Origin of the sequence: Psychrobacter fjordensis, assembly GCF_904845995.1 — a bacterium.
Classification (GTDB): domain Bacteria; phylum Pseudomonadota; class Gammaproteobacteria; order Pseudomonadales; family Moraxellaceae; genus Psychrobacter; species Psychrobacter fjordensis.
The window spans coordinates 13,709-37,288 of sequence record NZ_CAJGYP010000001.1 but is presented as its reverse complement, the minus strand read 5'-3'; the positions used below and the strand labels follow the sequence as shown (position 1 = coordinate 37,288).

Below are 23,580 nucleotides of genomic sequence, written 5' to 3'. Positions count from 1 at the left end.
TATAATTCATCATAAAGCCAATGTATGAGTCTACTTATTCTAATGTGAAAGACTTGTTCATGTAATCTGATGCAGCATTTATATGATGTATAACAAATAAAAAAGGACATATTATGGAACTGTTTGATGAACAGACGACCAAAACCCCCGAGCAAAAGCAAGCGATTTTAGACAATGTACGCCTGCCAACAGATTGGAAAACGGCATTAGCAGATGAGCTAACCTCTGATAATATGGATAATTTGCGTGCATTTTTAAAAGAAGCGTACCAATCAGAGGAAAGCATTTACCCACCAGCACCGTTGATGTTTAATGCTTTTAACTTAACGCCTCTATCACAAGTCAAAGTCGTGATATTAGGTCAGGACCCTTACCATCGTCCAGGACAGGCAATGGGACTATCGTTTTCTGTGCCAAAAGCTATTCCAAAACCGCCATCGCTTAATAATCTGTTGAAAGAAATGGCTACTGATATTGGTCTGAAACCATCAGCACATGGTGACTTAACGTATTGGGCGCAGCAAGGAGTCTTGTTATTAAACAGCTCATTGACTGTAAAAGAGGGTGAGCCGAACAGTCATCAAAATCAAGGGTGGGAGCAGTTCACTGATGCGGTGATTGATGTGGTCAATGAACAAACAGAGCGTACAGTGTTTATATTATGGGGAAGTAAAGCGCAGAAAAAGGGCAAATATATCAATACAGACAAGCATCTTATCCTGACGGCTGTGCATCCTTCACCGCTTGCCGCTAACCGTGGTGGTTTTTTCGGCTCTAAGCCATTTTCTAAGACCAATGACTATTTGGTACAGTACGGCCAAACACCAATTGATTGGCAGTTACCGCAATAGATGATAAATATACCGGATATAAGCTTGAAACCATACCAATCCTTGAATCGTCAGCCAGTTATCGAAGGCATTCAGACCAGTATATTTTGGTCAATTGAAGATGTTAAGTGGATGCAAGAAGCACTCAAGCTTGCTAAGCAAGGTGCTGAGCATGGAGAAGTGCCAGTAGGGGCGATACTAGTACATGGTCAGCAGGTCATAGGGCAGGGATTCAATGAGCCAATTGGCCGCCATGATGCGACTGCACATGCCGAAATTATCGCATTGAGAGATGCCTGTACCCGTTTAAATAACTATCGCTTGCCATTACAGACAACGCTGTATGTTACCTTAGAGCCTTGCACAATGTGCGTTGGGGCGCTGATTCACGCACGGGTAGAAAGGCTTGTCTATGCGGCGAGCGAGCCAAGAGCAGGTATGGTTGGTAGTCAGATGAACTTGCCGATGCAGCCTTTTTATAATCACAGTATTCAAGTAAACAGAGGTCTTTGTAGCGAGCACAGTAGTCAAATACTCAAAAGCTTTTTTCACGAACGACGAAAACTGGCCAAAATGAAATCAAAATAATCTGTTAACAAGATATCGGACTTGTCGCTAGTGATAGGGATGTTTCTTTGCTATAATATTGCCCTATTTAATGGCGAAGTTGTCAGCCATATGAGTATTGTCTCCGATTAAGTGATTATTATGACCGTTTCTACAACTGATAACACCGCACTTCATAATGATAATAGTCAAACGCAACCACTGCGTTATCCTGTTATTTGTATTGATGGGCCGAGCGGTGCAGGCAAAGGCACGGTTACATGGCGCTTAGCTCAAGCATTGGACTATCAGTTGCTTGATTCGGGTGCTCTGTATCGTATTGTAGGACTTAAAGCTTTCGAAGCTGGTTTGGTTACCGCAGATACCAGTCAAGCCATTGATGAAATGGCGGTATTAAAGTTGACACAAAGCTTAGAGATTGCATTTGTGCCCAATAATGCGTCAGGACGTGTCGATATTCTGGTGAATGATGAGGCAGTTGGTGAGCAGGTACGTAACGAGACAGTTGGAGGCTATGCCTCACAGATAGCAATCTTTCCAAAAGTTCGTGAAGCGTTGTTAAAGTTACAACAGGACATGGCCACTCGTTCAGGTTTGGTTGCTGATGGCCGTGATATGGGAACGGTAGTATTCCCAAACGCTGATGTTAAGGTGTTTTTGACAGCCAGTGCTGAAGCGCGTGCTGAGCGCCGTGTGGCACAGTTATTGAACGCTGGGCAAACAGCAGACTTTGACGCAATCTTAACAACGATTAAAGCTCGTGATGATCGTGATGAAAATCGTAGCACTGCACCGTCGAAACCTGCAGAGGACGCTTTGCTGCTTGATAGCTCAGTACTAGATGCTGATACTGTATACGAACAAGTGAAGAAACACTGTCAGATCAAAGGCATATTCTTTAATAGTTAATAAAAACAACATATTAAGCATTAAAAGCTTTGCTATGAGGTTTGGTTTTAGTATAAAATTGTAGTAGTGAAATTTATGGGGCTTATCAGGCCCTAAGAAAACATGATTTGATAGAATAGATAACGAAATTTTCAGGTAAGAGAGACAGTTGTTGTTAATAATTTCAGTAAAACATGTGCTTATTAACAACAAACGTTTTTATATATGATTGCATGGGATAAAAAACCAGTATTCTCGTTTTATGCAATCATAAATTTGATCCGTACTGTGCTGGACAGGATACGGCTATACAAAGGTAGACATAATGGAATCATTTGCTGAACTATTTGAAGCGAGCATCGAAGAAACAGGTCTGGATATCGAGCGTGGCTCGGTTATCACTGGTACTGTTGTAGCCATCGATAGCGACTGGATCACTGTTGACACTGGTCTGAAGTCTGAAGGTATTGTCGCTCGTGAAGAGTTTTTAAGCGAAGAAGGCGAACTTGAAGTTGAAGTTGGCGATAGCGTTGATGTCGTGGTTGAAGCAGTTGATAACGGCATGGGTCAAACCTTGCTATCACGTGAAAAAGCTAAGCGTGTTGAAACTTGGAACTTCCTTGAGAAAATTGCTGACAACGATGAAATCGTAAAAGGTATCATTTCAAGCAAAGTTAAAGGCGGTTTCACTGTAGATATCGGTTCAGTACGCGCATTCTTACCAGGTTCATTGGTAGATGTACGTCCTATCCGTGATACGACGCATCTTGAAGGCAAAGAGCTAGAATTCAAAGTTATCAAACTTGATCAAAAACGCAACAACGTTGTAGTTAGCCGTCGTGCAGTTATGGAAGCTGAAAATTCAGCTGAGCGCGAAGAGCTATTGAACAAGCTTGAAGAAGGCATCGAAATCGAAGGTATCGTTAAGAACCTTACTGATTACGGCGCATTCGTTGATCTTGGTGGTATTGATGGTCTATTGCACATCACTGATATGGCATGGCGCCGTATTAAGCACCCATCAGAAGTTGTTGAAGTTGGTCAAGACCTAAAAGTTAAAGTATTGAAGTTTGACCGTGAGCGCAATCGCGTAAGCCTAGGTCTAAAACAACTTGGTACTGATCCTTGGGATAACGTTGGTGGAACTTATCCAGTAGGTAGTGTTGTTAAAGCACGCGTAACTAACCTAACTGATTATGGTTGTTTTGCTGAGATTTCTGAAGGTATTGAAGGTCTAGTACACGTATCAGAAATGGATCATACCAACAAAAACATCCATCCATCTAAAGTTGTTCAAGTGGGTGATGAAGTTGAAGTAATGATTCTTGATATCGACGAAGAACGTCGCCGTATCAGCCTAGGTATCAAACAAACTCTTGCTAACCCATGGGATGAGTTTGATAAGAAACATGAGCGCGGTGATAAAATCACTGGTACTATCAAATCAATCACTGACTTCGGTATCTTTATCGGTCTAGACGGTGGTATTGATGGTCTTGTTCATCTATCTGATATCTCTTGGAACGAAACTGGCGAAGACGCTATCCGTAACTACAACAAAGGCGACACTGTTGAAGCAATGGTATTGTCAGTAGATGCAGAAGCTAACCGTATCAGCCTAGGCGTTAAGCAGTTAAGCTCTGATCCATTCAACGAATACCTAGTCAACAATGACCGTGGTGCTATCGTTAATGGTAAAGTGAAAGAAGTAGACGCTAAAGGTGCTACTATCGAACTTGCTGACGAAGTAGAAGCTTATCTACGTGCCTCTGAGATCCAACGTGACCGCGTTGAAGATGCCACTAAGCATCTAACTGTTGGTGATGATGTTGAAGCTAAAATCATCAGTGTTGATCGCAAAACACGCAACATCAACTTGTCTATCAAAGCGAAAGACGAAGCTGAAGAGCGTCAAGCAATTAAAGAACTAAGCAGCACAAGTACTACTGCCGCTGCCGGTTCTGAAGCTCAACCAAAAACTATTGGTGACTTGATCAAAGAACAAATGCAGTAAGCTGCTAAGTTATTGATATAAAGTAATATAAAAGAAGCGACTCCGGTCGCTTTTTTTTATGAATAAATTTTGATATTACTATTAATAGGTGATGTTTTTGCCCAAAGAGGCAAACTCTTATTTTCATTTACGGTAATATCCGCTATCATTTGCAACATTGAGTAACAAGATGTGAGTCACTATCTATTTAAAGCGATAGGCTGTTCTAAAGACCGAGTTTTTATCCTTACTATTTTAAGGATATGCTGATTTAATAGCAGTTATTGAAATAAATACCGTTATTTAAATAGCCTAAAATATCGTTTTGACTCACAATCATCTTATCCATTAATTTACAAGGCAAGCGTAATAATGCAGCAAGCGATTAACAAGTCCGAATTTATTAGTAATTTGAGTGCGAACTGTGACAATATGACTGATACAGTCGTCGATGATGCAGTACGCGAAATATTAACTTTAATGACGCATACCTTAGCCAATGATGGCCGAGTAGAGGTTCGTGGGTTTGGTAGTTTCTGTCTACACCATCGCCGTGCACGTTTAGGACGCAACCCTAAAACAGGGGAAAGCGTGCCAGTACCTGCTAAGGCTATTCCTCATTTTAAACCAGGAAAAGCACTACGCGAAGCGGTCAATGACACGGTTGCAACTAGCTAAATGTTGTCATAACCCAATTATTGAATAAGCATTTTTCATAAAATGGTTTATCAGTCGCTCATATCACTTATTTATTCTGAATACATTAACGGCATTTCCAACTAAGGTAACCGTCTCATGCGCTTTTTACTATTTGTACTGCTATTTCTGAGCTTTGCCTATGCGCTTGGTTTGGTGTTGGCAAATAATACTGAAGTTGGTGTAAATTTACTGTTCTCGCAAGCGCCTACGATGAATTTAGGGCTGCTACTGATACTTTGTCTGATGCTAGGTATCGTTATTGGTATTTTGCTAGCACTGCTTATTTTCCGCGTTTTACAAAACAAGTGGGAAATTTCGCGTTTGCAAAAAGCAAAGACCAATCTACAAGAGCAACTCACACAAGCCAATATAGTCATCGATCGTCAAGCGAATTCGCCAACGGTAGAAGAAGCCGTTTATGGCTCTACGGCGACTAATGTACAGGATGGAGCGGTTAGCGACTTAGATGAAAGTGCTGCTCTTACTAAACATAAGCGAGATTAAACCATCTCGCAATGAATCTGCGGTTAAGTTAGATATACTTCTTCAATAACTACGATACCAATATGGCTAAGTCATGAATAATATAATTAAGTCTCCAGTCGTCGTCGCTTTAGATAATATGACCATGGAAGCCTCTTTAGCACTAGCGGATCAATTAGATCCAGCATTATGTCGATTAAAAGTAGGCAAAGAGCTTTTTACTCGCTGTGGCCCTGACATTGTCAAAGCACTGCATCAGCGTAATTTTGATGTGTTTTTAGATTTGAAATTTCATGATATTCCTAACACTACTGCACAAGCAGTTTTGGCAGCGGCTGAGCTGGGTGTATGGATGGTGAACGTCCATGCAAGTGCAGGTCTAGAAGCAATGTCATTAGCCAAGCAGTGTTTGCTAGATAATGGTTTTGATACCTTGCTGATAGCAGTCACTGTATTGACCTCTATGGACAATGAAGCGCTGATGCAAACGGGTATTACTGACGGTCTGGATGCGCACGTGAGTAGACTGGCGCAATTGACTAAGCAAGCTGGCCTTGATGGTGTGGTGTGCTCAGCACAAGAAGCTAAAACGCTTAAAGCATTGTGTGGTCAAAATTTTAAACTCATTACTCCCGGTATTCGTCTGCTAGAAGACAATGCTGATGATCAAAAACGCATTTGCACGCCTAAACAGGCACTCAGTGACGGTTCTGATTACTTAGTCATTGGGCGTTCAATCACACAGGCAGAAGACCCTGCTGCGAAATTGCAGAAGATACTACAAAGTATTTAGGCCACACCTTAATAACTTGTAATGCCTGAACGATCAAAAGACAGCCTAACTCGCTGTCTTTTTTGCTTTTTGCGGGTAGGTAAAAGGTGCTAAACTATTTGTGTTTATTCAATGATATTGGCTTATATGAAATTACAGATTTTGAGTGACTTACATATTGATAGTTATGCTCGTCAGTCACATCCGATAGGGCATATCCCTAAAACCGATGCAGATGTGGTGCTAGTAGCGGGAGATACTGCAAATAGTGATAATGGTATGCCATGGTTACAGGAGCAAGCTGCGCGTCTGCAAGTTCCTCTAATCACTATCGCAGGCAACCATGAGCACTTCAATGAAGATGTGCTGCACTTCGATAAGAAACTAGCGACTTGGGACAATTATAATATCGAGTCGAATGAAGGCGTTCGGGTTTTGCAGTGTCAGCATATGGATATTGGTGAAGTGCGAATCCTAGGCTGTACGTTGTGGACGGATTATCAGTATCAAGCCAATGAGGATACGATGGCAGCTGTTAGGCATTTCATGCGTGATTACAAACAAATATATGCCGGTAGCGAGTTGTTTTCACCTGAGGTCTCTATGCAACTTCATGCCGAGCAGCGTCAATGGTTACAGCAAGCATTAATCACTGCTAATAAACTGGGTAAAAAAACCGTGGTGATGAGTCATCATAGTGTTAGCCCGTTATCTGTGTCTGAGAAGTATGCCAATTTGCCGAGTAACGCCGCTTTTATCAGTGATCTCTCCGGATGGATGCATGAGGAGTGGGCGCCGACACTCTGGGTGCATGGACATACCCATGAAGCATTTGACTATCAAATTGGTAAGACGCGGGTAATTGTTAATCCACGTGCTTATCCAAATGAAGTAAGCAGTACGGCATTAGAGTTCTCATGGGATAGAGTGATTGATATCGGTTAGCGTGTATCTGTAGAGATACAGGTATTGTTAGCAATAATGTCATAGCGTTGTGAAAAGTGACCGCCCTATTTTTGAGCAGCTTTGGGTACAATCATTGGCGCCTATACGATGATTGTACTGATATTTTGTTCATTCCTACCAGAAAATCTGCTACGCTTGTTAGCATGAGTAAATATACAAATCACACTTTATCAAAATTATCCGCTGAAAAGCTCGGGACTCACATCCCAAGTGCACCAGCGCCTTCACACCTGCCTGATAGTATGATCTCGTCAGTCAGCTTATTACCCGAAAACAAGCGATTGATTTTGTTTACTAGGCACTCTCTACGCGAGCGTTCTGATGGGAATGGCTTTGCCAGCTATCAGTTGCCACTGACACCTAAAGGTCGCGTGTTGGCAAAATCTTGGGGTCGTTGGTTGGCAGGACATCTGCCGTACTCCCTCAATGTCGATAGTATTTCAAGCCCCATAGGTCGCTGTATTGATACGGCGCAGCTGATGCAAGAAGGGGCAGGGCTACGACGAGATATTGCACATCAATCACTACTGGTTGAGCCCGGCAGCCTCGTGACTGAACCTGAAATAGCCAATCCAGTATTCAAAGAGATAGGTGTGCTTAACTTCATCAATCGATTCCTACAAGGCAATCTTGAAGGTACCAAAAACGCCTATCAGGGTGGTCTCGATATCTTATCTCTATTTTATCAACATCAGCCTGAGCATGGGCATCTTATGCTTGCCGTCAGTCATGATACGCTACTGTCTGCATTTTTAGCCGTGATGTTTGACGTGGTCGAGATTGATTGGAACGATTGGCCAAAAATGATGGAAGGAGTGTTTTTGTGGTTTGATGATATGCCATTTGAGCAAGCCAACGCGCATTTTGTTTGGCGTGGTGAGGTTTATACTCGTCCCATTCATACTCTGTTAGAGGGTTACCGTGCTGCAGGGTATCATCCTAGCAAACTGTTGCTACCGCCAGAAGTAAAATGGACTTGATATCAGCATAGTCAGCGAACTACTAAACCGCTAAGGTGTTACCCTCCCTAGAGGTACTATATGTACAATATGCGGTCGGCTGCCTTGTAGCTGTTTTAGATTTCTTTGACTATATAAATTGAATCAGTGAGTTTTAAACAGGCATAAAAAAACCTTGCCCCAGTATTAGAACCAGTGACAAGGTTTTAGTCATTACACTGTAAAGCGTAATGCGGTCTAAACGCGACCAATCTTAAGCTTGAAGGCCTTTGATTGTTTTGTTTAGGCGGCTCTTACGACGAGCAGCTTTATTCTTATGAATAATACCTTTGTCAGCCATACGATCAAGAACTGGTACCGCTTTTTTGTAAGCTTCGGTAGCCGCGTCATAATCTTTAGCTACGATAGCCGCATCAACACGTTTTAAGTAAGTACGAACCATAGAGCGTTGTGACGCAGAGTTCTGACGACGTTTGGTGTTTTGACGGGCGCGTTTACGAGCTTGTGCAGTATTAGCCACGCGTATCTCCTTGATAAAGACAGATAAAATATGAATGTTGATTGCAATAAAGGGTTTAAACAATCATCGGTGACGAGCAGCCTCTCGCCAAACATGATGTCGATGTCTTATATTAAAGTATCTAATATTGATAGAGCATCGCAAGCGCCAGAACTGTTTGGAATAATTAAACAGCGTTGACGTGTAAAGCCGGACATCTTAGCAAATTATTGCGCTTAGAACAATATATTTGATGATTAATGCCAAAAGAAGTTATGATATCACATGGGCTGCTGATTTCTCTAGTGTCTATTAGGATTGTTGTTAAGCCATCTTTCAGTATTGTTAGTGGAGACGTGATTGGCTACACAGATGCGTCAGCTGATAAAACCTCTTACAATATATTCTATAGAATACCGTCAGTTGTGTATTAAATTAGGTATGATACTAGACTTAAGATCTTTCACACGACAGATTTTCTTATAAAAATAAATTTTCCAACACTATATATAAATGGATCGGATATGCAGCGAAAAGCAATTGTAATTGGTGCGACAGGGCTGGTAGGGCAGTATCTGGTGAAGCAGCTTAGTGAGCTCTATGACACGTTAATTGTGATTGCACGGCGTCCGCCACGCTATATCAATGCCAGCATGCGTTTTTATCAAGTGAACGATTTTGATAATCTAACCGAGATTTTTGCCAGCGTTGGTGCTGATCGTAAGACAGATGCTTTTAGTTGTCTCGGTACGACTAAAAAGCAGGCTGGTAGTGACGAAGCCTTTCGAAAAGTCGACCACGACTACAATGTGAATTTTGCTAAGTTGTGTCAAGATAAAGGCGTCGAAAACTTCTTCTTGTTGTCTTCAATGAACGCCGATATTGACAGTCGTTTTTTATATAATCGAGTCAAAGCGGAAACTGAGCAATCCATTATATCATTGGATTTTGCGCATCTAGTCGTTTTACGTCCTTCATTGCTATTAGGCAAACATAAAGGTCGTCCTCTTGAGAGCATTGGTCAAAAGGCTTTTAAGCTCATATCACCGCTTTTGTCAGAATCATTACCACTACATCCTATTTCTGCTAAGCGTGTCGCTAGTGCAATGGCGATGAGTGCGCACGCCATCTATGAGCGTAACAAATACCGTGCTGAGCCTACATTGAAAAAAATAGAAATCATCGAGAATAAGCAGATGCTTGCGATGACAAGAGTGAAAAATTAAGCAGTTAATGATTTTTATGTTTATCACAGCACTGTGTTTTAAAATAACCTAAGTATTTATATAGATATTCGATAAAAATTGAGAGTAATGACTAGATAATCAAAAACAAGGAGCTTCACTATGCCGGAATCCATGCAGATGAATAGAGAAAATTTTGTGACTTGTGATTTATTGGATGCTAATCCTGAGTCGCAAGTATGTTTGCCAAATATTGAAGGCAAGTCATTTCATAACTTTGGTGGCAAAAACAAGTTTTGCGGTGAAATCGTAACAGTGAAGTGCTTTGAAGATAATAGCCGTGTCAAATCACTATTAAACAGTGACGGTAAAGACAAAGATGGTCATGGCAAGGTGTTGGTCGTCGATGGTGGCGGCTCAATGCGCTGCGCTCTTTTGGGTGATATGATTGCAGAATCAGCGATTGAGAATGGTTGGTCAGGAGTGGTTATCTATGGTTGTGTCCGTGATGTGGATGACGTTGCACAGATGGATATTGGTGTTAAAGCGCTCGGTTGTATCCCACGTAAATCAAATCGTCGTGACGAAGGTCAAACGGATATCGAAATCAGCTTTGGTGATTTAACCTTGAACTCAGGAATGTTTGTTTATGCAGATAACAATGGCATCATCGCTAGTGATAAACCATTAGTTTAATAATAGCTCAATGAGTACCAACTAAAAACCTCGGCTTGTAAGTTGAGGTTTTTTCATTTCACGACGATTTTAGGTGGTAATGAGTATTTTTAAGGTCTTAATTGTTCATTTAATAATTAGTAAAATTTTAAGTGACAAACCGTTACGGCATAAGTTTTGGTAATTGATGAAATATTCGTATAATAGCTATCTGACTCTTAACTTTGATCCTATTCTATATGCCTATCACTGCTTTGACTGACGCGTTTGACCCTATTAACCAGCAGCTATTTCCTATCCAAAATGCCGAGCGGCGTTGGCTAGCACCTGTGCACGGTGCTGTCAGTAGTTTGTGGTTAGCAAGCTTGGTACAGGGATCGATATGGGATGTGGCTGATCGTCTCAAGGTTGTCGTGACTCGCGACCAAAATCAGCTCAATCAGATAGAAACAGAACTGGCATTTTGCGGCGTGGATGCCTACGTGTTCCCTGATTGGGAAACATTAACTTATGACGAACTGTCACCGCATCAAGATATTGTGAGCGAGCGTATCAATCTGTTGACGGATATGCCGACATCAGGTGTCTTGCTGATTTCTGTACAGGCGTTGATGCACCGAGTAGCACCGCCAAGTTGGCTGATTGGGCAGCATTTTGATTTGAGTGTGGGTGACCAGTTTGATATCAACACTCAACGCGGACTACTAGCAAAAGCAGGCTACCGCGCCGTTGAAAACGTCTTTGAGCCGGGTGAGTTTGCCGTACGTGGTAGTATTATTGATATTTTTGCGATGGGTCAGCCATTTCCGCTGCGTCTCGATCTGTTTGATGATGAGATTGAAACCATTCGCTTCTTCAATCCACAGACTCAGCGCACGCTGACGGTTGATGATCTTAAGTCAATGATGAGTGGTAACGACAGTAGTATGGGCAAAGAGTCGTTGTCGCTACTACATAAACTGCCAGATATATCAAAACCTATTCAGCAGTTTCAAATCCTACCAGCAAAAGAATTTCCACTTGATGAAGGGCGTGAGACCTTCCGTACAAACTTTGCCGCGGTATTCCCCAATACGAGTAGCCGTAAGTTTGAACTGCATAAAGACGTGATGGCGGGTATTGCCAGCAGTGGGCTTGAATATTATCAGCCATTGTTTTTTGATTTAAAAGACTGGGAAGCAGAGAGTAGTTTATTTGCTTACTTGCCAAGTAATGCATTATTTATTACTGATGAATTGATTAACGAAAAACAGGCAGATTATTGGTCACAAATTCAGCGCCGCTATGAAGAGCGCCGTCATGATATTGATAAGCCTATCGTCGCCCCTGAGCTACTGTATCTCTTGTCTAATAAGCTTAATGAGCATCTCAACGATTATCCACGCGTTATTCTAAGCGCGCGCGATGAGCTAGCATTGATGACAGATGTCGCTGATGTGGATAATGAGAGTTCATCATTAGAGCCTGCATCAAACAAACCACAGGGGTTGGTAAGACTAAGTGCCCAGTCACCACCGCAGCTAGCGGTAAATCATCAAAAATCCGAACCTCTCGCTGAGCTCTTAGCGTTCTTAGAAATACAAGAAAAAACGTCCACACCTGTATTAATCGTTGCTGAAACAGCCGGTCGTCGTGAGATTCTCATCGAGTTGTTTAAAGGCAAAGTCGATATCAAAGCCTATGACAGTTTTGAAGCGTTCCTAGTAGCCGATAAAACGAGTGGGATTGGTTATAGCAAACTACCAAAGGTCGGTCTAACCGTTGCGCCTATTGAGCGCGGTGTTTATGTTCCAGAGCGTTTGGTGCTGATTAGTGAGACGCAATTATTTGGTCGACAAGTACTGCAAACGCGCCGTCGCCGTCAGAGCGGTGTGTCAGAGGAGTTTTTGGTTAAGAGCGTTACCGAAATAACTCAAGGTAGCCCTGTTGTCCATATTGAGCATGGTGTCGGGCGTTATAACGGCCTGATTACGTTAGACGTAGGTGATGGTGAGCAAGAGTTTATTCACCTAAAATATGATGGTGACGCCAGTATTTACGTCCCAGTTGCCAATTTACAAATGATTAATCGCTATAGCGGCGGTGATCCAGCACTTGCGCCACTGCACAAAATCGGTAGTGGTAAGTGGGATAAGGCTAAACAAAAAGCGTTGGAACAAATTCATGACGTCGCGGCTGAGCTACTAAATATGCAGGCAAGACGCGAAGCTAAAGTAGGTATTCATTTTAAAATAGACTCGTCACAATATGATTTGTTTGCCAGTCAGTTTGCGTTTGAAGAAACGCCTGACCAAGCCAATGCCATCCATGCAGTGATGGAAGACATGAAGCAAAATCAGCCGATGGATCGTCTTATCTGCGGGGATGTTGGTTTTGGGAAAACAGAGGTCGCCATGCGTGCGGCTTTTATTGCCGTTAGCGCAGGCTACCAAGTGGCGGTGCTAGTACCTACAACGTTGTTGGCAGGTCAACATGAAGACAACTTCCGTGATCGATTTGCTGATTGGCCAGTACGTATCGAAACGCTATCACGCTTCGGTGGCAAAAAGCATCAAGACACAGTATTGGCAGACTTGACCGCTGGCAAGGTCGATATCGTTATTGGTACGCATAAGTTACTACAACCTGATGTCAAATTTTCTAATTTAGGTCTTATGATTGTCGATGAAGAGCATCGCTTTGGTGTGCGTCACAAAGAGCGTATTAAGGCCATTCAGACTGATGTAGACAGTATGTCTATGACAGCGACGCCTATCCCTAGAACGCTCAATATGGCGCTCTCTGGCATGCGTGATATGTCGATCATTGCTACCCCACCTGCGAGACGCCTAGCGATTAAAACCTTTGTCATGCAAAAGACAGAGGCACTTATGAAAGAAGCTATTTTGCGTGAACTATTACGCGGTGGTCAGGTATATCTGCTGCACAATGATGTGGCTAGTATCGAGCGCATGGCAGAGACCATACGCGAGCTGGTTCCAGAGGCACGTGTAGGTGTGGCTCATGGACAGATGCAGGAGCGCCAGCTTGAACAAGTGATGCAGCAGTACTATCACAAAAAATTCAATGTGCTAGTATGCTCGACTATTATCGAAACAGGCATTGATGTGCCTAATGCCAATACTATTATCATTGAGCGCGCTGATAAATTTGGTTTAGCCCAATTGCATCAGCTACGTGGCCGCGTTGGCCGTAGCCATCATCAGGCGTACTGTTATTTGCTTGTACCGTCTATTAAAGGTCTCAAAGGCGATGCGAAACGCCGCCTGCATGCTATTGAACGTGCCAACACACTGGGCGCAGGTTTTATGCTGGCCAGTGAAGATTTGGAGATTCGCGGGGCAGGTGAGATACTGGGTAAGCAGCAAAGTGGTAATATGCAGGTAATTGGCTTTAGCTTATATATGGATATGCTAGAACGTGCGACGAAAGCGATTAAAGCGGGCAAACAGCCTGATTTAAGTACACCGCTGTCACTGACCAGTGAAATAAATCTACACAGCTCAGCATTGATACCAGAAGAGTACTTGCATGATGTGCATCAGCGCTTATTGTTTTATAAACGCATTAGTAATGCCGATGATAAAGAGGCGCTGACGGATATTCGGACTGAAATGATTGACCGTTTTGGTATATTGCCGGATCAAACCAAGCAGCTCTTTGCCATTCATGGGTTACGTTTACAAGCAGAACCATTGAAGATTAACAAAATCGATGCCAATGGTAGTAGTATGACGCTAGAGTTTGCACCTGACACACCTGTTGATGCATTAGCGATTATTAAACTGATTCAAACAGATGGGCAGCGCTATCGTATGAATGGTGCGTCTGGCATCCGTTACCAAAATGCCGATAAACTCGAGACGCCTCAACAGCGTGTTACGGTCATTCAAGAGCTGTTACGCTATTTTAGCGAGCATATGGTGGTAGAGCCAGCTTAGCTTCATTCTGTGGTGGCTATCTGCTATATAGACGAATGAGGAGATTGGCCAAGTCGTTCAAGCAGATAGTTTAAAGATAAAACGCCAAGGCAATGAGTCAAGGCGCTATTTTATCGCATAGATAACTGATAAAATAATGAGACCATATTTTATTTACTCATATTTTAGCTTTCTATACTTTTGATTTCTTTTATTTGAGATCCATAACAAGAGAACCGTCATTATGTTCCAACTTCATCATAAACTTGCTGCCGATAGCTTTTTAGTGGGTGACTTTCCGCTATCGACTTGCCGTTTAATCAATGATTGCCAGTTTCCTTGGTTGATATTGGTGCCACGTGTATCAGGTATCAAAGAGTTATATGAGTTATCCGAAACAGACCAAGTACAGTTTTTACGTGAGTCGAGCTGGTTATCAAGCCAACTGGCCAAGACTTTCCAAGCAGATAAAATGAATGTAGCGGCATTGGGTAATCAAGTACCACAGTTACACTTTCATCATATCGTACGCTATCAAAACGACATGCAGTGGCCAAACCCAGTATGGGGTGTTCCAGCTGTTCCTTATACCAAAGAAGTATTGGCACAAATGCAGCAGACTCTGATGATGGCGTTACGTGGACATCATCAAATGCCTTTTGATTGGCAAATGAAATAAAATCTTAATCCATAATTACATTAATAAAAATATACTAAGTTATTTAAAGTCTATTTTGCAGCAGTTAAAAAAAATCCAGATATTTATTATCTGGATTTTTTGTTTTTTAACTTAAATAATAAAGATCGTTATTTTAATTTAATTGGATATTAAGGCAAATTAAATGATAAGTGGTGTTCTTTTGGTTATGAGTGGCATGGGATTTATAACCTTTAAGAAGTATAATGTAGTATCAGACCGTACTTATGTCCAATCAGTCATAAAAATAGGTAATACACTTATACTCATGCCTCTTGGTTTCTCCTATATAGTCGATTCAATTTAAAAGTAGTACAAGGCAACCAAGTGTAGATGTATATTAGATACTTCAAGCGAGGTTAACGCAGTAATACTTTTATAGAGGAATGACTATATATAGCCTATTTTGCTTAAGCGAACACTCATATGACTAATTTAGACAGATTGAGACCAGAGCTTCTGACAAAAGAAGAAGTATACGATAAGGTCGATTACCCAGAAGTTTTCGTATTAATACTCACCGTTATACTCCTCGCTTTACATTTTGACTTTAGACCCACTGCAATGGCGCTCCTTGTCATTGTTGGCCTGCCAAGTATGCTAATTCTAATTTATAATTATGGTCGCCAAGCCAGCTTTTGGACATCTAATATTGTCATTATTTTACTGTCTATGGTGATTGGGTCGATAGAGCTGCATATGATTATTTCGCTCAGTCTAGCGGCATTAATAGGTCTTAGAATTATTGTTAGTAGCCCCGAAAATCGTATAAGATTGATCATTGTATCCGTAATAACGGTTATTATTTTTTATTATGTTAGTATTATTTTAAATATTCCGAAGCTAGAAGGTTATGATGATTGGATAACGCCTATCATATTGTTGGCTAGCATGATCGTTGTTTTATGTCGATTTACGTGTTTTTATAGGAAGTATGTCCGTTATGAAGCTTACTCTCATCATGCGGTTGGGCGATTGACTAGTGCAGTCTCTGTTATTAATAAATTAACGCGTTTTGTTCCACTGCAAGTTTGGGAGCCGATCGTAAGAGCAGATATCCCAGTGAACGTTTCTAATAAACGTGCCAAGCTGACTATTATGTTCTCAGATATCATTGGTTTTACAGAGTTGTCTGATAGCCTTAGCGCAGATAATTTGGCTGATATTTTGAATACCTATATGCATAGTATGACGTTAATTGCTAACAAACATGGTGCGGTGCTTGATAAGTTTGTTGGCGATGGCATGATATGCTTTTTCGGTGAGCCAAACAGTCAAGGTACGCGTCAAGATGCTTTGAGCTGTCTTGAGATGGCAATAGACATGCGGCGTGAAATGCGCACCTTGAGACAGAAGTGGCGCCTTATGGGATTTGAGGGGCTATATATACGTATTGGTATTACAACAGGTTATTGCCATGTGGGCAATTTTGGTAGTAACAATCGTCTTAGCTATACATTGATTGGTAAAGAAGCCAATTTGGCAGCGAGACTAGAGTCTAGTGCTGGTAAAGATGAGATATTGATCAGTGAAAGTACTTATGACTATGTCTGTCATAATTATGAGTGTCAGCATGCTGGTGCATTTCATCTAAAAGGATTTGATAAGAAAGTACAAGCATGGCGAGTCTTTGATCCTGATATCAATAAAGCTCATTTATCAAAATGGGTTGATTACACATTACCTGGATTTAATTTGCATTTAAACTTCAAGGACATGAATCATAACGACTATCAGGATGTTAAAGCTCGGTTAAATTTTGCGCTTGGACGTATTGAGCAAGAAAACGAAAAAAATGAAAATGATATTAATGCAGAAAATAAACGCAATGATATAGGTAATAAGTAAGCCGCATTGACAAATAATAGTCTTTGAATATATACGTAAAAAAGCCAACAATCATAATGATCGTTGGCTTTTTATATGAAAATAAAAAAGAGCTTTCTACAAGTGCCTAATGATTTTCTTTAGCATGGTTTAAGGTATATTTAGGCACTTCGATGGTTAAATCTTCGTCCTCAACTATTACTTGGCAGGATAGACGTGAATCAGGCTCTAACCCCCAAGCACGATCTAGCAAGTCAGCTTCGATATCATCCATCTCTTCCAGACCATTAAAGCCTTTACGTACGACTACATGGCAAGTTGTGCATGCTTTTGACATCTCACAAGCATGCTCAATTTTAATGCCTTTATCTACTAGTGCTTTGCATAAGTTACTACCGGCCTCTAGCTCGACTTCAGCGCCTTCAGGACAAATCTCGTGGTGGGGTAATACAGTAATCTTTGGCATAAATCGTCTTTCCGATGCTAATCAATTTAAAGAAATAAAAATATAATGGAGATGCTATTAAGCAAATATGCTACCAATCTTGGGCGCTCGTACCAGCCATACTGGTTTTGACGCTCTGATTCATAATACGGGCAGCAAAAGCATCACTATGGGGCTTGAGTTGTGATTGTTGTGCTTCAATAAGTGCTAAGTCATTAGTGCTCAGTACTTCTTGCATTAGTTGTATTTGATCAGCCAATGATTGCTGCTCTTCAGAAGATAGCAAAGCTGCAAACTCATTAAGTGCCGATTGTAGTGCTAATATTTCACGTTCAGCCTCTACTTTGGTTTCAATTAAAGAGCGTGCATTTTTGTCTTCTTCTGCATGCTTAAATCCTGCAATCAGTAACTGCTCTTTTTGTTCGTCTGATAACCCATAAGAAGGCACAATTTCAATCTTACTTTCTGTTTTGGTTGTGGTCTCTTGTGCGCTGACCGTTAGCTGACCATTGGCATCAATACTAAAGGTAACCTCAATACGGGCAAACCCAGCCTTCATAGAAGGAATGCCATACAATTCAAAGCGTCCAAGTGAGCGGCAGTTATCGACAGTTTCACGTTCACCCTGTACAACATGGATTACCATGCCTGTCTGACCGTCTTGATAAGTTGTAAATACTTGACGTTTTTTAACAGGGATAGGCGTGTTACGTGGTATGAGCACTTCGACTAGGCCACCCATAGTCTCAAGACCAAGTGATAGCGGCGTCACATCTAGCAATAATAAGTTGTTGTCACTATCACCGTTGACCAGTTGATGCGCTGTCTGCGCCGCGCCTAAAGCGACTACTTCATCTGGGTTAAGGCGGCACAGTGGCTGTTTGGCAAAGAAATCAGTCACGACTTGCTGAATAGCAGGCATACGGGTTGAACCACCAACTAAGATAACTTCGTCCAAATCAGTACTAGAGAGTTTGGCATCACGTAGTACTTGCTCGCAGACACTTAAGGTACGGCGGCTAACAGGTTCTACGATAGTTAAGATGTCTGTACGGCTCAATACACCTTGATAAGATTGAGTATTGACGACAATGTCGATATCGACTTGTTCACTATCAGTCAGTGCCTGCTTATAAGCTTTGGCTTGTTGCGCAAGTATTGATTTGTCATGAAGACTGACATCTTTTGGATCGATATTCAATTGTTTGATAAGCCAATTGGTGATGAGGCGATCTATATCGTCACCACCTAGTGCACTGTTACCACCAGTGGCTAGTACTTCAAAGACGCCGTCAGTCAGCTTTAAGATAGAGACATCAAACGTACCGCCACCCAAATCGTAAATTAGATAGTAGCTTTCTTTTTCGCTAGCTTCTGTGGCTTGATCAAGACCATAAGCGACAGCAGCAGCAGTTGGCTCGTTCAGTAAACGCAGTACCTTGATACCAGCCGCTTGAGCCGCATCTTTGGTCGCTTGACGCTGTGCTTCATCAAAATAAGCAGGTACGGTAATGACAGCACCTTCGATACTATCTTCAGGCAATGCGCTTGCTGCACGTTGCTCAAGCGCCGCTAGTATACGGGCAGAAACCTCAACAGGAGAGACTTTACCTTGAGCGGTGACAAAAGCTGGCATGTCATCTTTATTGCCACTTAATTCGTAAGGATGAGAGAATTTGATATCCGCTTGGCTACGACCCATAAAGCGCTTAGCCGAGACGATCGTATTTTTTGGATCATCCGCTAAGTGGGCTAGGGCATCATAACCAACCAATGGCTTGCCAGTGCTTGGATAATAAACAACAGACGGTAACAAGGTATCAGTGCTGGTATTTGCTTCTAATACTTGCGCCTTGCCTGAACGTACCACAGCGACCAACGAGCGTGTGGTGCCAAGATCGATTCCTAAACCAAAACGATGCTGGTGAGGTTGGGCACTTTGATTGGGTTCGGCAATTTGCATTAAAGACATAAAATAACTCAAAGATAAAATGAATAAGTGAAATGGGGTAAGTGCAACATAGGTATTACGACAGTCTGACAATTATAGTCAAAATATTTATCAAGTAATACGGCGCGAACCTAGCGTGTTAACTAATACTGCTATATATGCTCGGTTGCCTTGTATCAATTCTAGACTGTCTCGACTATGTTCTCTACCATAAAAATAGAGTCGTACAACGGCCAATAAATTTTGGGATAAATGATTATACGGTATAGTCGGTACTATTTTAACCAAATATTTTTTAACTAAATATCTAAAACCTAGTCTTTGGATAAAATAAATTGTTCACAGCTATCTAAACGTATAAATCATCGTCATCTGCTAGCGCCGCAGCTGCAACGTCATCAAGACCAGTCGTGACATCTGCATTTAACTTCACTAAAAACTTTAGTTTCTGTGTCGCATCAATCGCTGTGTTCCAGTCTTTCTCTTGATAGGCGTTACTAAAGCGCTCAGATTGTTTTGCGAGACGCTCTGTGATTTGAGGATGTAACTGCTGCAAGGCTGGAAGATCTTTGCCTTCAATAGCGTCATCCAAATCCATTCGCATTTCCATCGCATCTTCTAAGAAGTCTAAGTCTGCAATTGAATGCTCTAGATTTTGAGCTTGATCTGCTATATCTAGTAGATAACTAGCACGACTATCAGGCGAGCTAAGTGTTTGATAAGCTTGATTGATCAGTGCTGAATATTTTTCAGACTGTAGTTGTGCTTGAGCAATGTCAGTCTGGTTTTTAGTGACATTATCAGGGTGATAACGTTTTTGTAGCAGACGTAGATGTTGATCGAGACTGTCTTGATTGACTTCAAATTGTACTGGTTGCTCAAATAAAGCAAAGAAGTTATCAAACTGTGCTTCTGGTGTGATGTCTGTCATATCATACGCCTTGCTTTTTATTTGTTTGAAATGTCTGTCTGTTTGACGCTCTATCACTGAGTCTACAATCTGGATTGCAGCGTAGACTGTTTACTGTTTTTCGAGCGTAAAGGTTGTAAGGGTTAAATCATTAAACTGTAAATGACTCACCGCAACCACATTCGCCTTTTTGATTAGGGTTACTGAACTTAAAGCCTTCGTTGAGACCTTCTTTTTCATAATCCATCAACAAACCATCTAAATATACCAAGCTTTTAGGATCAATAAAGATGCTAACGTCTCGGCTTTCATAACGTGTGTCGTTTTCGTCAGGTGTATCTACAAACTCTAAAACATAAGCTAGACCTGAGCAACCTGCTGTGCGGATACCGACTCTAATGCCTTCACCTTTGCCGCGATTGTCCAAAAAGTCTCGAACATGCTGAGCGGCGCGTTCTGTCATTTCAATCATGCCAACTCCCATTGACTATTAATTATAAGTATCAATAAAAAAATCTGTATAGACTGGCAACTGAAATTACGAGATTGCCAAGATAATATGATAGGGCGTGCCATCAACTAGCACATTAATACATTTAGTGGCCTTAAAATGGCTAAATTTTGCTAAACATCGTCAGTAATTTTGTCAATATGTTCATATTAACGGCAATTTCTTCCTTGTTTATCTACAATCTTTCTCATTTTAAGACTCACAATCTAATTAATGACACGCCCTAGCGGCTCTTAGAAAATAAAAGGTGACAATTACATAAGTGTCATTGTCACCTTTTTAGCATCAGCAGCTGTTTAACGTGTTGCTACTATAGTGCTGCTAATACCATGCAGCACATAGGCTAGTAGGTTTAGCCTTAGATAACAGCTTCTTCAGTTGCTGCTGCTACGCCATGCTTACCTTTATAGTCGCTAATAGCGGCTTTAATAGCATCTTCTGCAAGTACAGAGCAATGCACTTTTACTGGTGGTAATGCCAATTCTTCAGCAATGTGACTGTTCTTGATTTCACCAGCTTGGTCTAGGCTCTTGCCTTTTAGCCACTCAGTAACGAGTGAGCTTGAAGCAATAGCTGAACCGCAGCCATAAGTTTTAAAGCGTGCATCTTCGATAATACCGTTATCATCGACTTGGATTTGTAGACGCATCACATCGCCACATGCTGGAGCACCGACCATACCGGTACCAACATTTTTGGCGTTTTTATCAAGGTTGCCAACGTTGCGTGGGTTTTCGTAATGATCAATAACTTGGTCGCTATAGGCCATGGGGTTTTCTCCTAGTTAGATAATGAGCAGTAGCTGATTGATTTGAACGCTGCTACTCATTGATAATTGGGGTCAAACACTTAATCGTAATTGTCTGATCAATCGGTTAATGGCTATGTTCGATAGCCATATCTTCGTTTTTGGTAATTTTAGTGCTCAGCCCATTCGACTGAATCTAAATCAACGCCATCTTGGTACATATCCCAAAGTGGTGATAGGGCACGTAATTTGTCAACGGCTTCATGCATTTGCTTGATAACGGTATCGATATCTTCTTCAGTCGTATAACGACCAAAGCTAAAGCGAATAGAGCTATGTGCCAATTCATCTGGACGGCCAATAGCACGTAATACATATGATGGCTCAAGTGTCGCTGACGTACAGGCCGAGCCTGATGAGACAGCCAAGTCTTTAAGTGACATCATTAGTGACTCACCTTCAACGAAGTTAAAGCTGATGTTCACAATGTTAGGAACGCTATGCTCTAAATCGCCGTTTAGGTAAATCTCTTCAATATCTTGTAGACCATCCCACAGCTTTTGACGTAGTTTTGCTGCATGGGCATTGTCTTCTTTGTAGCTGTCATTGGCTAGGGCGAATGCTGCGCCAAGGCCAACGATTTGATGCGTAGGTAAGGTACCTGAACGCATGCCACGCTCATGACCACCGCCATGTTGCTCAGCTTTTAGACGAATACGTGGCTTACGGCTAACAAACAAAGCACCGATACCTTTAGGACCGTAGGCTTTATGACCTGAGAAACTCATCAAGTCGATTTTCATCTCTGCAAGATCGATCAATACTTTACCAACTGATTGAGCACCATCAACATGGAAAACCACACCAGCTTCGCGAGTGATTTCACCAATTGCTGTCACATCAGTAAGCGTACCAAGCTCATTGTTCACCATCATAAGTGATACTAGGATTGTATCCTCACGTAGCGCTTCTTTAACTTGTTCTGGCAAGATCAGCCCAGTGCTTGGTTGTGGCTCAAGATAAGTGATCTCAAACCCTTCTTGCTCAAGCTCACGGCAGGTATCTAGTACCGCTTTGTGTTCAATTTTACTGGTGATAATGTGCTTACCACGAGACTGGTAAAAATGTGCAGCACCTTTAATAGCTAGGTTGTCAGACTCAGTAGCACCAGAGGTAAAGACGATTTCGCGCGGATCAGCGTTAATGACTTCAGCCACTTGTTGACGCGCTGTCTCTACTGCTTCTTCTGCTTGCCAGCCGTAACCGTGCGAGCGCGAGGCTGGGTTGCCAAAGACGCCATCTACCGTCAGATACTCGCTCATCTTAGCAGCTACTGATTTAGCTACTGGAGTAGTGGCGGCATAATCTAAGTATATAAGGTTGTTATGTTGGCTCATGCTGGGTTTGCCTCGCTGTTCGATAGAGTAATAGTATTTATGTCTTTTATGGAAATCTCTTTAGTAGAGCTATGCTGACGTTCGGAAACTGACTGCACGTTTTCCATGTCTAATAATTGTGCTAATGTTATATTATTCAAGTACTGCTCGATATGATTTGACAGTGCACACCATAAATCATGGGTTAAGCACATTGTACCACCTTGGCAATCACCACGTCCTTCACACTGCATCGCATTTACAGACTCATCGACGGCAGAGATGATGCTCATCACATCTATCTGATCCAATGGTTTAGCCAAATGATAACCACCGGCGGCACCGCGAATACTAGTAACGAGCCCACGTTTGCGAAGTTTGGAAAATAGTTGCTCAAGATAAGAGATAGAGATCGATTGCCGTTTGGCTATATCAGATAAGGATACCGCACTTTCTTGTTGGCTGGTCTGTAGTGCCAAATCTAGTAACGCAGTAACGGCATACCTGCCTCGAGTAGTCAAACGCATGTGTTATCTCCAAACTGTTATATCATTTTAGTTAACAACGATCTTAGCGAGATGATATCTGCAACAATTCGTATAAATATACAAGTCACGGATATAAATCATAGGGCAGCTAAGTTGTGTCTTATCGTTATTAAACAACAGATGATTGACCCG

At 41.7% G+C, this 23,580-nt stretch carries 22 protein-coding genes; 14 read left to right on the top strand and 8 right to left on the bottom strand.

Translation table 11 applies throughout. The features are described 5' to 3' along the window. The first annotated feature begins 113 nt into the window (after positions 1-113). The 9 genes from JMW61_RS00160 (at position 114) to JMW61_RS00120 (ending at position 8,178) form a co-directional block, all read left to right on the top strand. A complete protein-coding gene (locus JMW61_RS00160) occupies positions 114-851 on the top strand; it encodes a uracil-DNA glycosylase (RefSeq protein WP_201548293.1) in 738 nt (245 codons plus the stop codon). After that, positions 852-1,418, top strand: coding sequence for a tRNA adenosine(34) deaminase TadA (gene tadA, locus JMW61_RS00155; protein ID WP_201548291.1), 567 nt, complete (start codon positions 852-854; stop codon positions 1,416-1,418). Between the two features lie 120 nt (positions 1,419-1,538). Next, the gene (gene cmk, locus JMW61_RS00150) at positions 1,539-2,306 is read left to right on the top strand and encodes a (d)CMP kinase (RefSeq protein ID WP_201548289.1); all 768 of its coding nucleotides are present in this window, start codon (positions 1,539-1,541) and stop codon (positions 2,304-2,306) included. Positions 2,307-2,610: 304 nt separating this feature from the next. Next, positions 2,611-4,299, top strand: coding sequence for a 30S ribosomal protein S1 (gene rpsA / locus JMW61_RS00145; protein WP_110922399.1), 1,689 nt, complete (start codon positions 2,611-2,613; stop codon positions 4,297-4,299). Between the two features lie 351 nt (positions 4,300-4,650). Next, positions 4,651-4,956 (top strand): integration host factor subunit beta, encoded by a 306-nt coding sequence (locus tag JMW61_RS00140; RefSeq protein WP_110922400.1) that lies wholly within the window; start codon positions 4,651-4,653, stop codon positions 4,954-4,956. Between the two features lie 117 nt (positions 4,957-5,073). Further along, on the top strand, positions 5,074-5,481 hold the full coding sequence (locus tag JMW61_RS00135) for a lipopolysaccharide assembly protein LapA domain-containing protein (RefSeq protein WP_110922401.1): 408 nt from the start codon (positions 5,074-5,076) through the stop codon (positions 5,479-5,481). Between the two features lie 73 nt (positions 5,482-5,554). After that, complete coding sequence (gene pyrF / locus JMW61_RS00130) at positions 5,555-6,253, top strand: orotidine-5'-phosphate decarboxylase (protein WP_201548287.1); 699 nt, start codon at positions 5,555-5,557, stop codon at positions 6,251-6,253. Positions 6,254-6,379: 126 nt separating this feature from the next. Continuing rightward, the gene (locus tag JMW61_RS00125) at positions 6,380-7,177 is read left to right on the top strand and encodes a metallophosphoesterase (protein WP_227687322.1); all 798 of its coding nucleotides are present in this window, start codon (positions 6,380-6,382) and stop codon (positions 7,175-7,177) included. Positions 7,178-7,341: 164 nt separating this feature from the next. Beyond that, complete coding sequence (locus tag JMW61_RS00120) at positions 7,342-8,178, top strand: histidine phosphatase family protein (protein WP_201548283.1); 837 nt, start codon at positions 7,342-7,344, stop codon at positions 8,176-8,178. Positions 8,179-8,410: 232 nt separating this feature from the next. Here the strand turns inward: JMW61_RS00120 and rpsT are convergent, their stop codons facing one another. Beyond that, complete coding sequence (gene rpsT, locus JMW61_RS00115) at positions 8,411-8,677, bottom strand: 30S ribosomal protein S20 (RefSeq protein WP_110922405.1); 267 nt, start codon at positions 8,675-8,677, stop codon at positions 8,411-8,413. A 503-nt stretch (positions 8,678-9,180) separates the two neighbouring features. Between rpsT and JMW61_RS00110 the strand changes: the two genes are divergently transcribed. From JMW61_RS00110 to JMW61_RS00090, 5 genes are all read left to right on the top strand, one after another. Next, positions 9,181-9,882 carry an NAD-dependent epimerase/dehydratase family protein gene (locus JMW61_RS00110; protein WP_197218443.1) on the top strand — a complete coding sequence of 234 codons (702 nt, stop codon included), beginning with the start codon at positions 9,181-9,183 and terminating at the stop codon, positions 9,880-9,882. 138 nt (positions 9,883-10,020) lie between these two features. Further along, entirely contained in the window at positions 10,021-10,536 is a 516-nt protein-coding gene (gene rraA / locus JMW61_RS00105) for a ribonuclease E activity regulator RraA (protein WP_265090110.1), read from the top strand. 218 nt (positions 10,537-10,754) lie between these two features. Then, positions 10,755-14,456 carry a transcription-repair coupling factor gene (gene mfd, locus JMW61_RS00100; protein ID WP_201548279.1) on the top strand — a complete coding sequence of 1,234 codons (3,702 nt, stop codon included), beginning with the start codon at positions 10,755-10,757 and terminating at the stop codon, positions 14,454-14,456. Between the two features lie 223 nt (positions 14,457-14,679). After that, positions 14,680-15,114: an HIT domain-containing protein gene (locus JMW61_RS00095; protein WP_110922409.1), complete on the top strand. Its 435-nt coding sequence runs from the start codon at positions 14,680-14,682 to the stop codon at positions 15,112-15,114. Positions 15,115-15,729: 615 nt separating this feature from the next. After that, on the top strand, positions 15,730-16,980 hold the full coding sequence (locus JMW61_RS00090) for an adenylate/guanylate cyclase domain-containing protein (RefSeq protein WP_227687321.1): 1,251 nt from the start codon (positions 15,730-15,732) through the stop codon (positions 16,978-16,980). A gap of 106 nt (positions 16,981-17,086) precedes the next feature. Here JMW61_RS00090 and fdx read toward each other — a convergent pair whose 3' ends face one another. The 7 genes from fdx to JMW61_RS00055 form a co-directional block, all read right to left on the bottom strand. Then, positions 17,087-17,425 carry an ISC system 2Fe-2S type ferredoxin gene (gene fdx / locus JMW61_RS00085; protein WP_201548275.1) on the bottom strand — a complete coding sequence of 113 codons (339 nt, stop codon included), beginning with the start codon at positions 17,423-17,425 and terminating at the stop codon, positions 17,087-17,089. 70 nt (positions 17,426-17,495) lie between these two features. Continuing rightward, positions 17,496-19,376, bottom strand: coding sequence for a Fe-S protein assembly chaperone HscA (gene hscA, locus JMW61_RS00080; RefSeq protein ID WP_201548273.1), 1,881 nt, complete (start codon positions 19,374-19,376; stop codon positions 17,496-17,498). A gap of 328 nt (positions 19,377-19,704) precedes the next feature. Then, positions 19,705-20,286, bottom strand: coding sequence for a Fe-S protein assembly co-chaperone HscB (hscB, locus tag JMW61_RS00075; protein WP_201548271.1), 582 nt, complete (start codon positions 20,284-20,286; stop codon positions 19,705-19,707). A gap of 130 nt (positions 20,287-20,416) precedes the next feature. Continuing rightward, positions 20,417-20,737, bottom strand: coding sequence for an iron-sulfur cluster assembly protein IscA (iscA, locus tag JMW61_RS00070; RefSeq protein WP_110922414.1), 321 nt, complete (start codon positions 20,735-20,737; stop codon positions 20,417-20,419). Between the two features lie 397 nt (positions 20,738-21,134). After that, a complete protein-coding gene (gene iscU / locus JMW61_RS00065) occupies positions 21,135-21,545 on the bottom strand; it encodes a Fe-S cluster assembly scaffold IscU (RefSeq protein WP_110922415.1) in 411 nt (136 codons plus the stop codon). Positions 21,546-21,694: 149 nt separating this feature from the next. Then, positions 21,695-22,921 (bottom strand): IscS subfamily cysteine desulfurase, encoded by a 1,227-nt coding sequence (locus JMW61_RS00060; protein WP_197100802.1) that lies wholly within the window; start codon positions 22,919-22,921, stop codon positions 21,695-21,697. Further along, positions 22,918-23,427, bottom strand: a complete 510-nt coding sequence (locus tag JMW61_RS00055; RefSeq protein WP_110922417.1) for an Rrf2 family transcriptional regulator — start codon at positions 23,425-23,427, stop codon at positions 22,918-22,920. Before JMW61_RS00055 ends, JMW61_RS00060 begins: the two co-directional genes overlap by 4 nt. Between the last annotated feature and the right edge of the window lie 153 nt (positions 23,428-23,580).

Bases quoted from the DNA above. Each gene is read 5' to 3' on its own strand.
- JMW61_RS00110 (WP_197218443.1), top strand. From the start codon at position 9,181: ATGCAGCGAAAAGCAATTGTAATTGGTGCGACAGGGCTGGTAGGGCAG.
- mfd (WP_201548279.1), top strand. From the start codon at position 10,755: ATGCCTATCACTGCTTTGACTGACGCGTTTGACCCTATTAACCAGCAG.
- JMW61_RS00095 (WP_110922409.1), top strand. From the start codon at position 14,680: ATGTTCCAACTTCATCATAAACTTGCTGCCGATAGCTTTTTAGTGGGT.
- rpsA (WP_110922399.1), top strand. From the start codon at position 2,611: ATGGAATCATTTGCTGAACTATTTGAAGCGAGCATCGAAGAAACAGGT.
- cmk (WP_201548289.1), top strand. From the start codon at position 1,539: ATGACCGTTTCTACAACTGATAACACCGCACTTCATAATGATAATAGT.
- hscB (WP_201548271.1), bottom strand. From the start codon at position 20,286: ATGACAGACATCACACCAGAAGCACAGTTTGATAACTTCTTTGCTTTA.
- hscA (WP_201548273.1), bottom strand. From the start codon at position 19,376: ATGTCTTTAATGCAAATTGCCGAACCCAATCAAAGTGCCCAACCTCAC.
- rraA (WP_265090110.1), top strand. From the start codon at position 10,021: ATGAATAGAGAAAATTTTGTGACTTGTGATTTATTGGATGCTAATCCT.
- iscA (WP_110922414.1), bottom strand. From the start codon at position 20,737: ATGATTGAAATGACAGAACGCGCCGCTCAGCATGTTCGAGACTTTTTG.
- JMW61_RS00120 (WP_201548283.1), top strand. From the start codon at position 7,342: ATGAGTAAATATACAAATCACACTTTATCAAAATTATCCGCTGAAAAG.
- JMW61_RS00160 (WP_201548293.1), top strand. From the start codon at position 114: ATGGAACTGTTTGATGAACAGACGACCAAAACCCCCGAGCAAAAGCAA.
- tadA (WP_201548291.1), top strand. From the start codon at position 852: ATGATAAATATACCGGATATAAGCTTGAAACCATACCAATCCTTGAAT.
- JMW61_RS00060 (WP_197100802.1), bottom strand. From the start codon at position 22,921: ATGAGCCAACATAACAACCTTATATACTTAGATTATGCCGCCACTACT.
- JMW61_RS00125 (WP_227687322.1), top strand. From the start codon at position 6,380: ATGAAATTACAGATTTTGAGTGACTTACATATTGATAGTTATGCTCGT.
- JMW61_RS00055 (WP_110922417.1), bottom strand. From the start codon at position 23,427: ATGCGTTTGACTACTCGAGGCAGGTATGCCGTTACTGCGTTACTAGAT.
- pyrF (WP_201548287.1), top strand. From the start codon at position 5,555: ATGAATAATATAATTAAGTCTCCAGTCGTCGTCGCTTTAGATAATATG.
- JMW61_RS00135 (WP_110922401.1), top strand. From the start codon at position 5,074: ATGCGCTTTTTACTATTTGTACTGCTATTTCTGAGCTTTGCCTATGCG.
- JMW61_RS00090 (WP_227687321.1), top strand. From the start codon at position 15,730: ATGCTAATTCTAATTTATAATTATGGTCGCCAAGCCAGCTTTTGGACA.
- iscU (WP_110922415.1), bottom strand. From the start codon at position 21,545: ATGGCCTATAGCGACCAAGTTATTGATCATTACGAAAACCCACGCAAC.
- fdx (WP_201548275.1), bottom strand. From the start codon at position 17,425: ATGCCAAAGATTACTGTATTACCCCACCACGAGATTTGTCCTGAAGGC.
- JMW61_RS00140 (WP_110922400.1), top strand. From the start codon at position 4,651: ATGCAGCAAGCGATTAACAAGTCCGAATTTATTAGTAATTTGAGTGCG.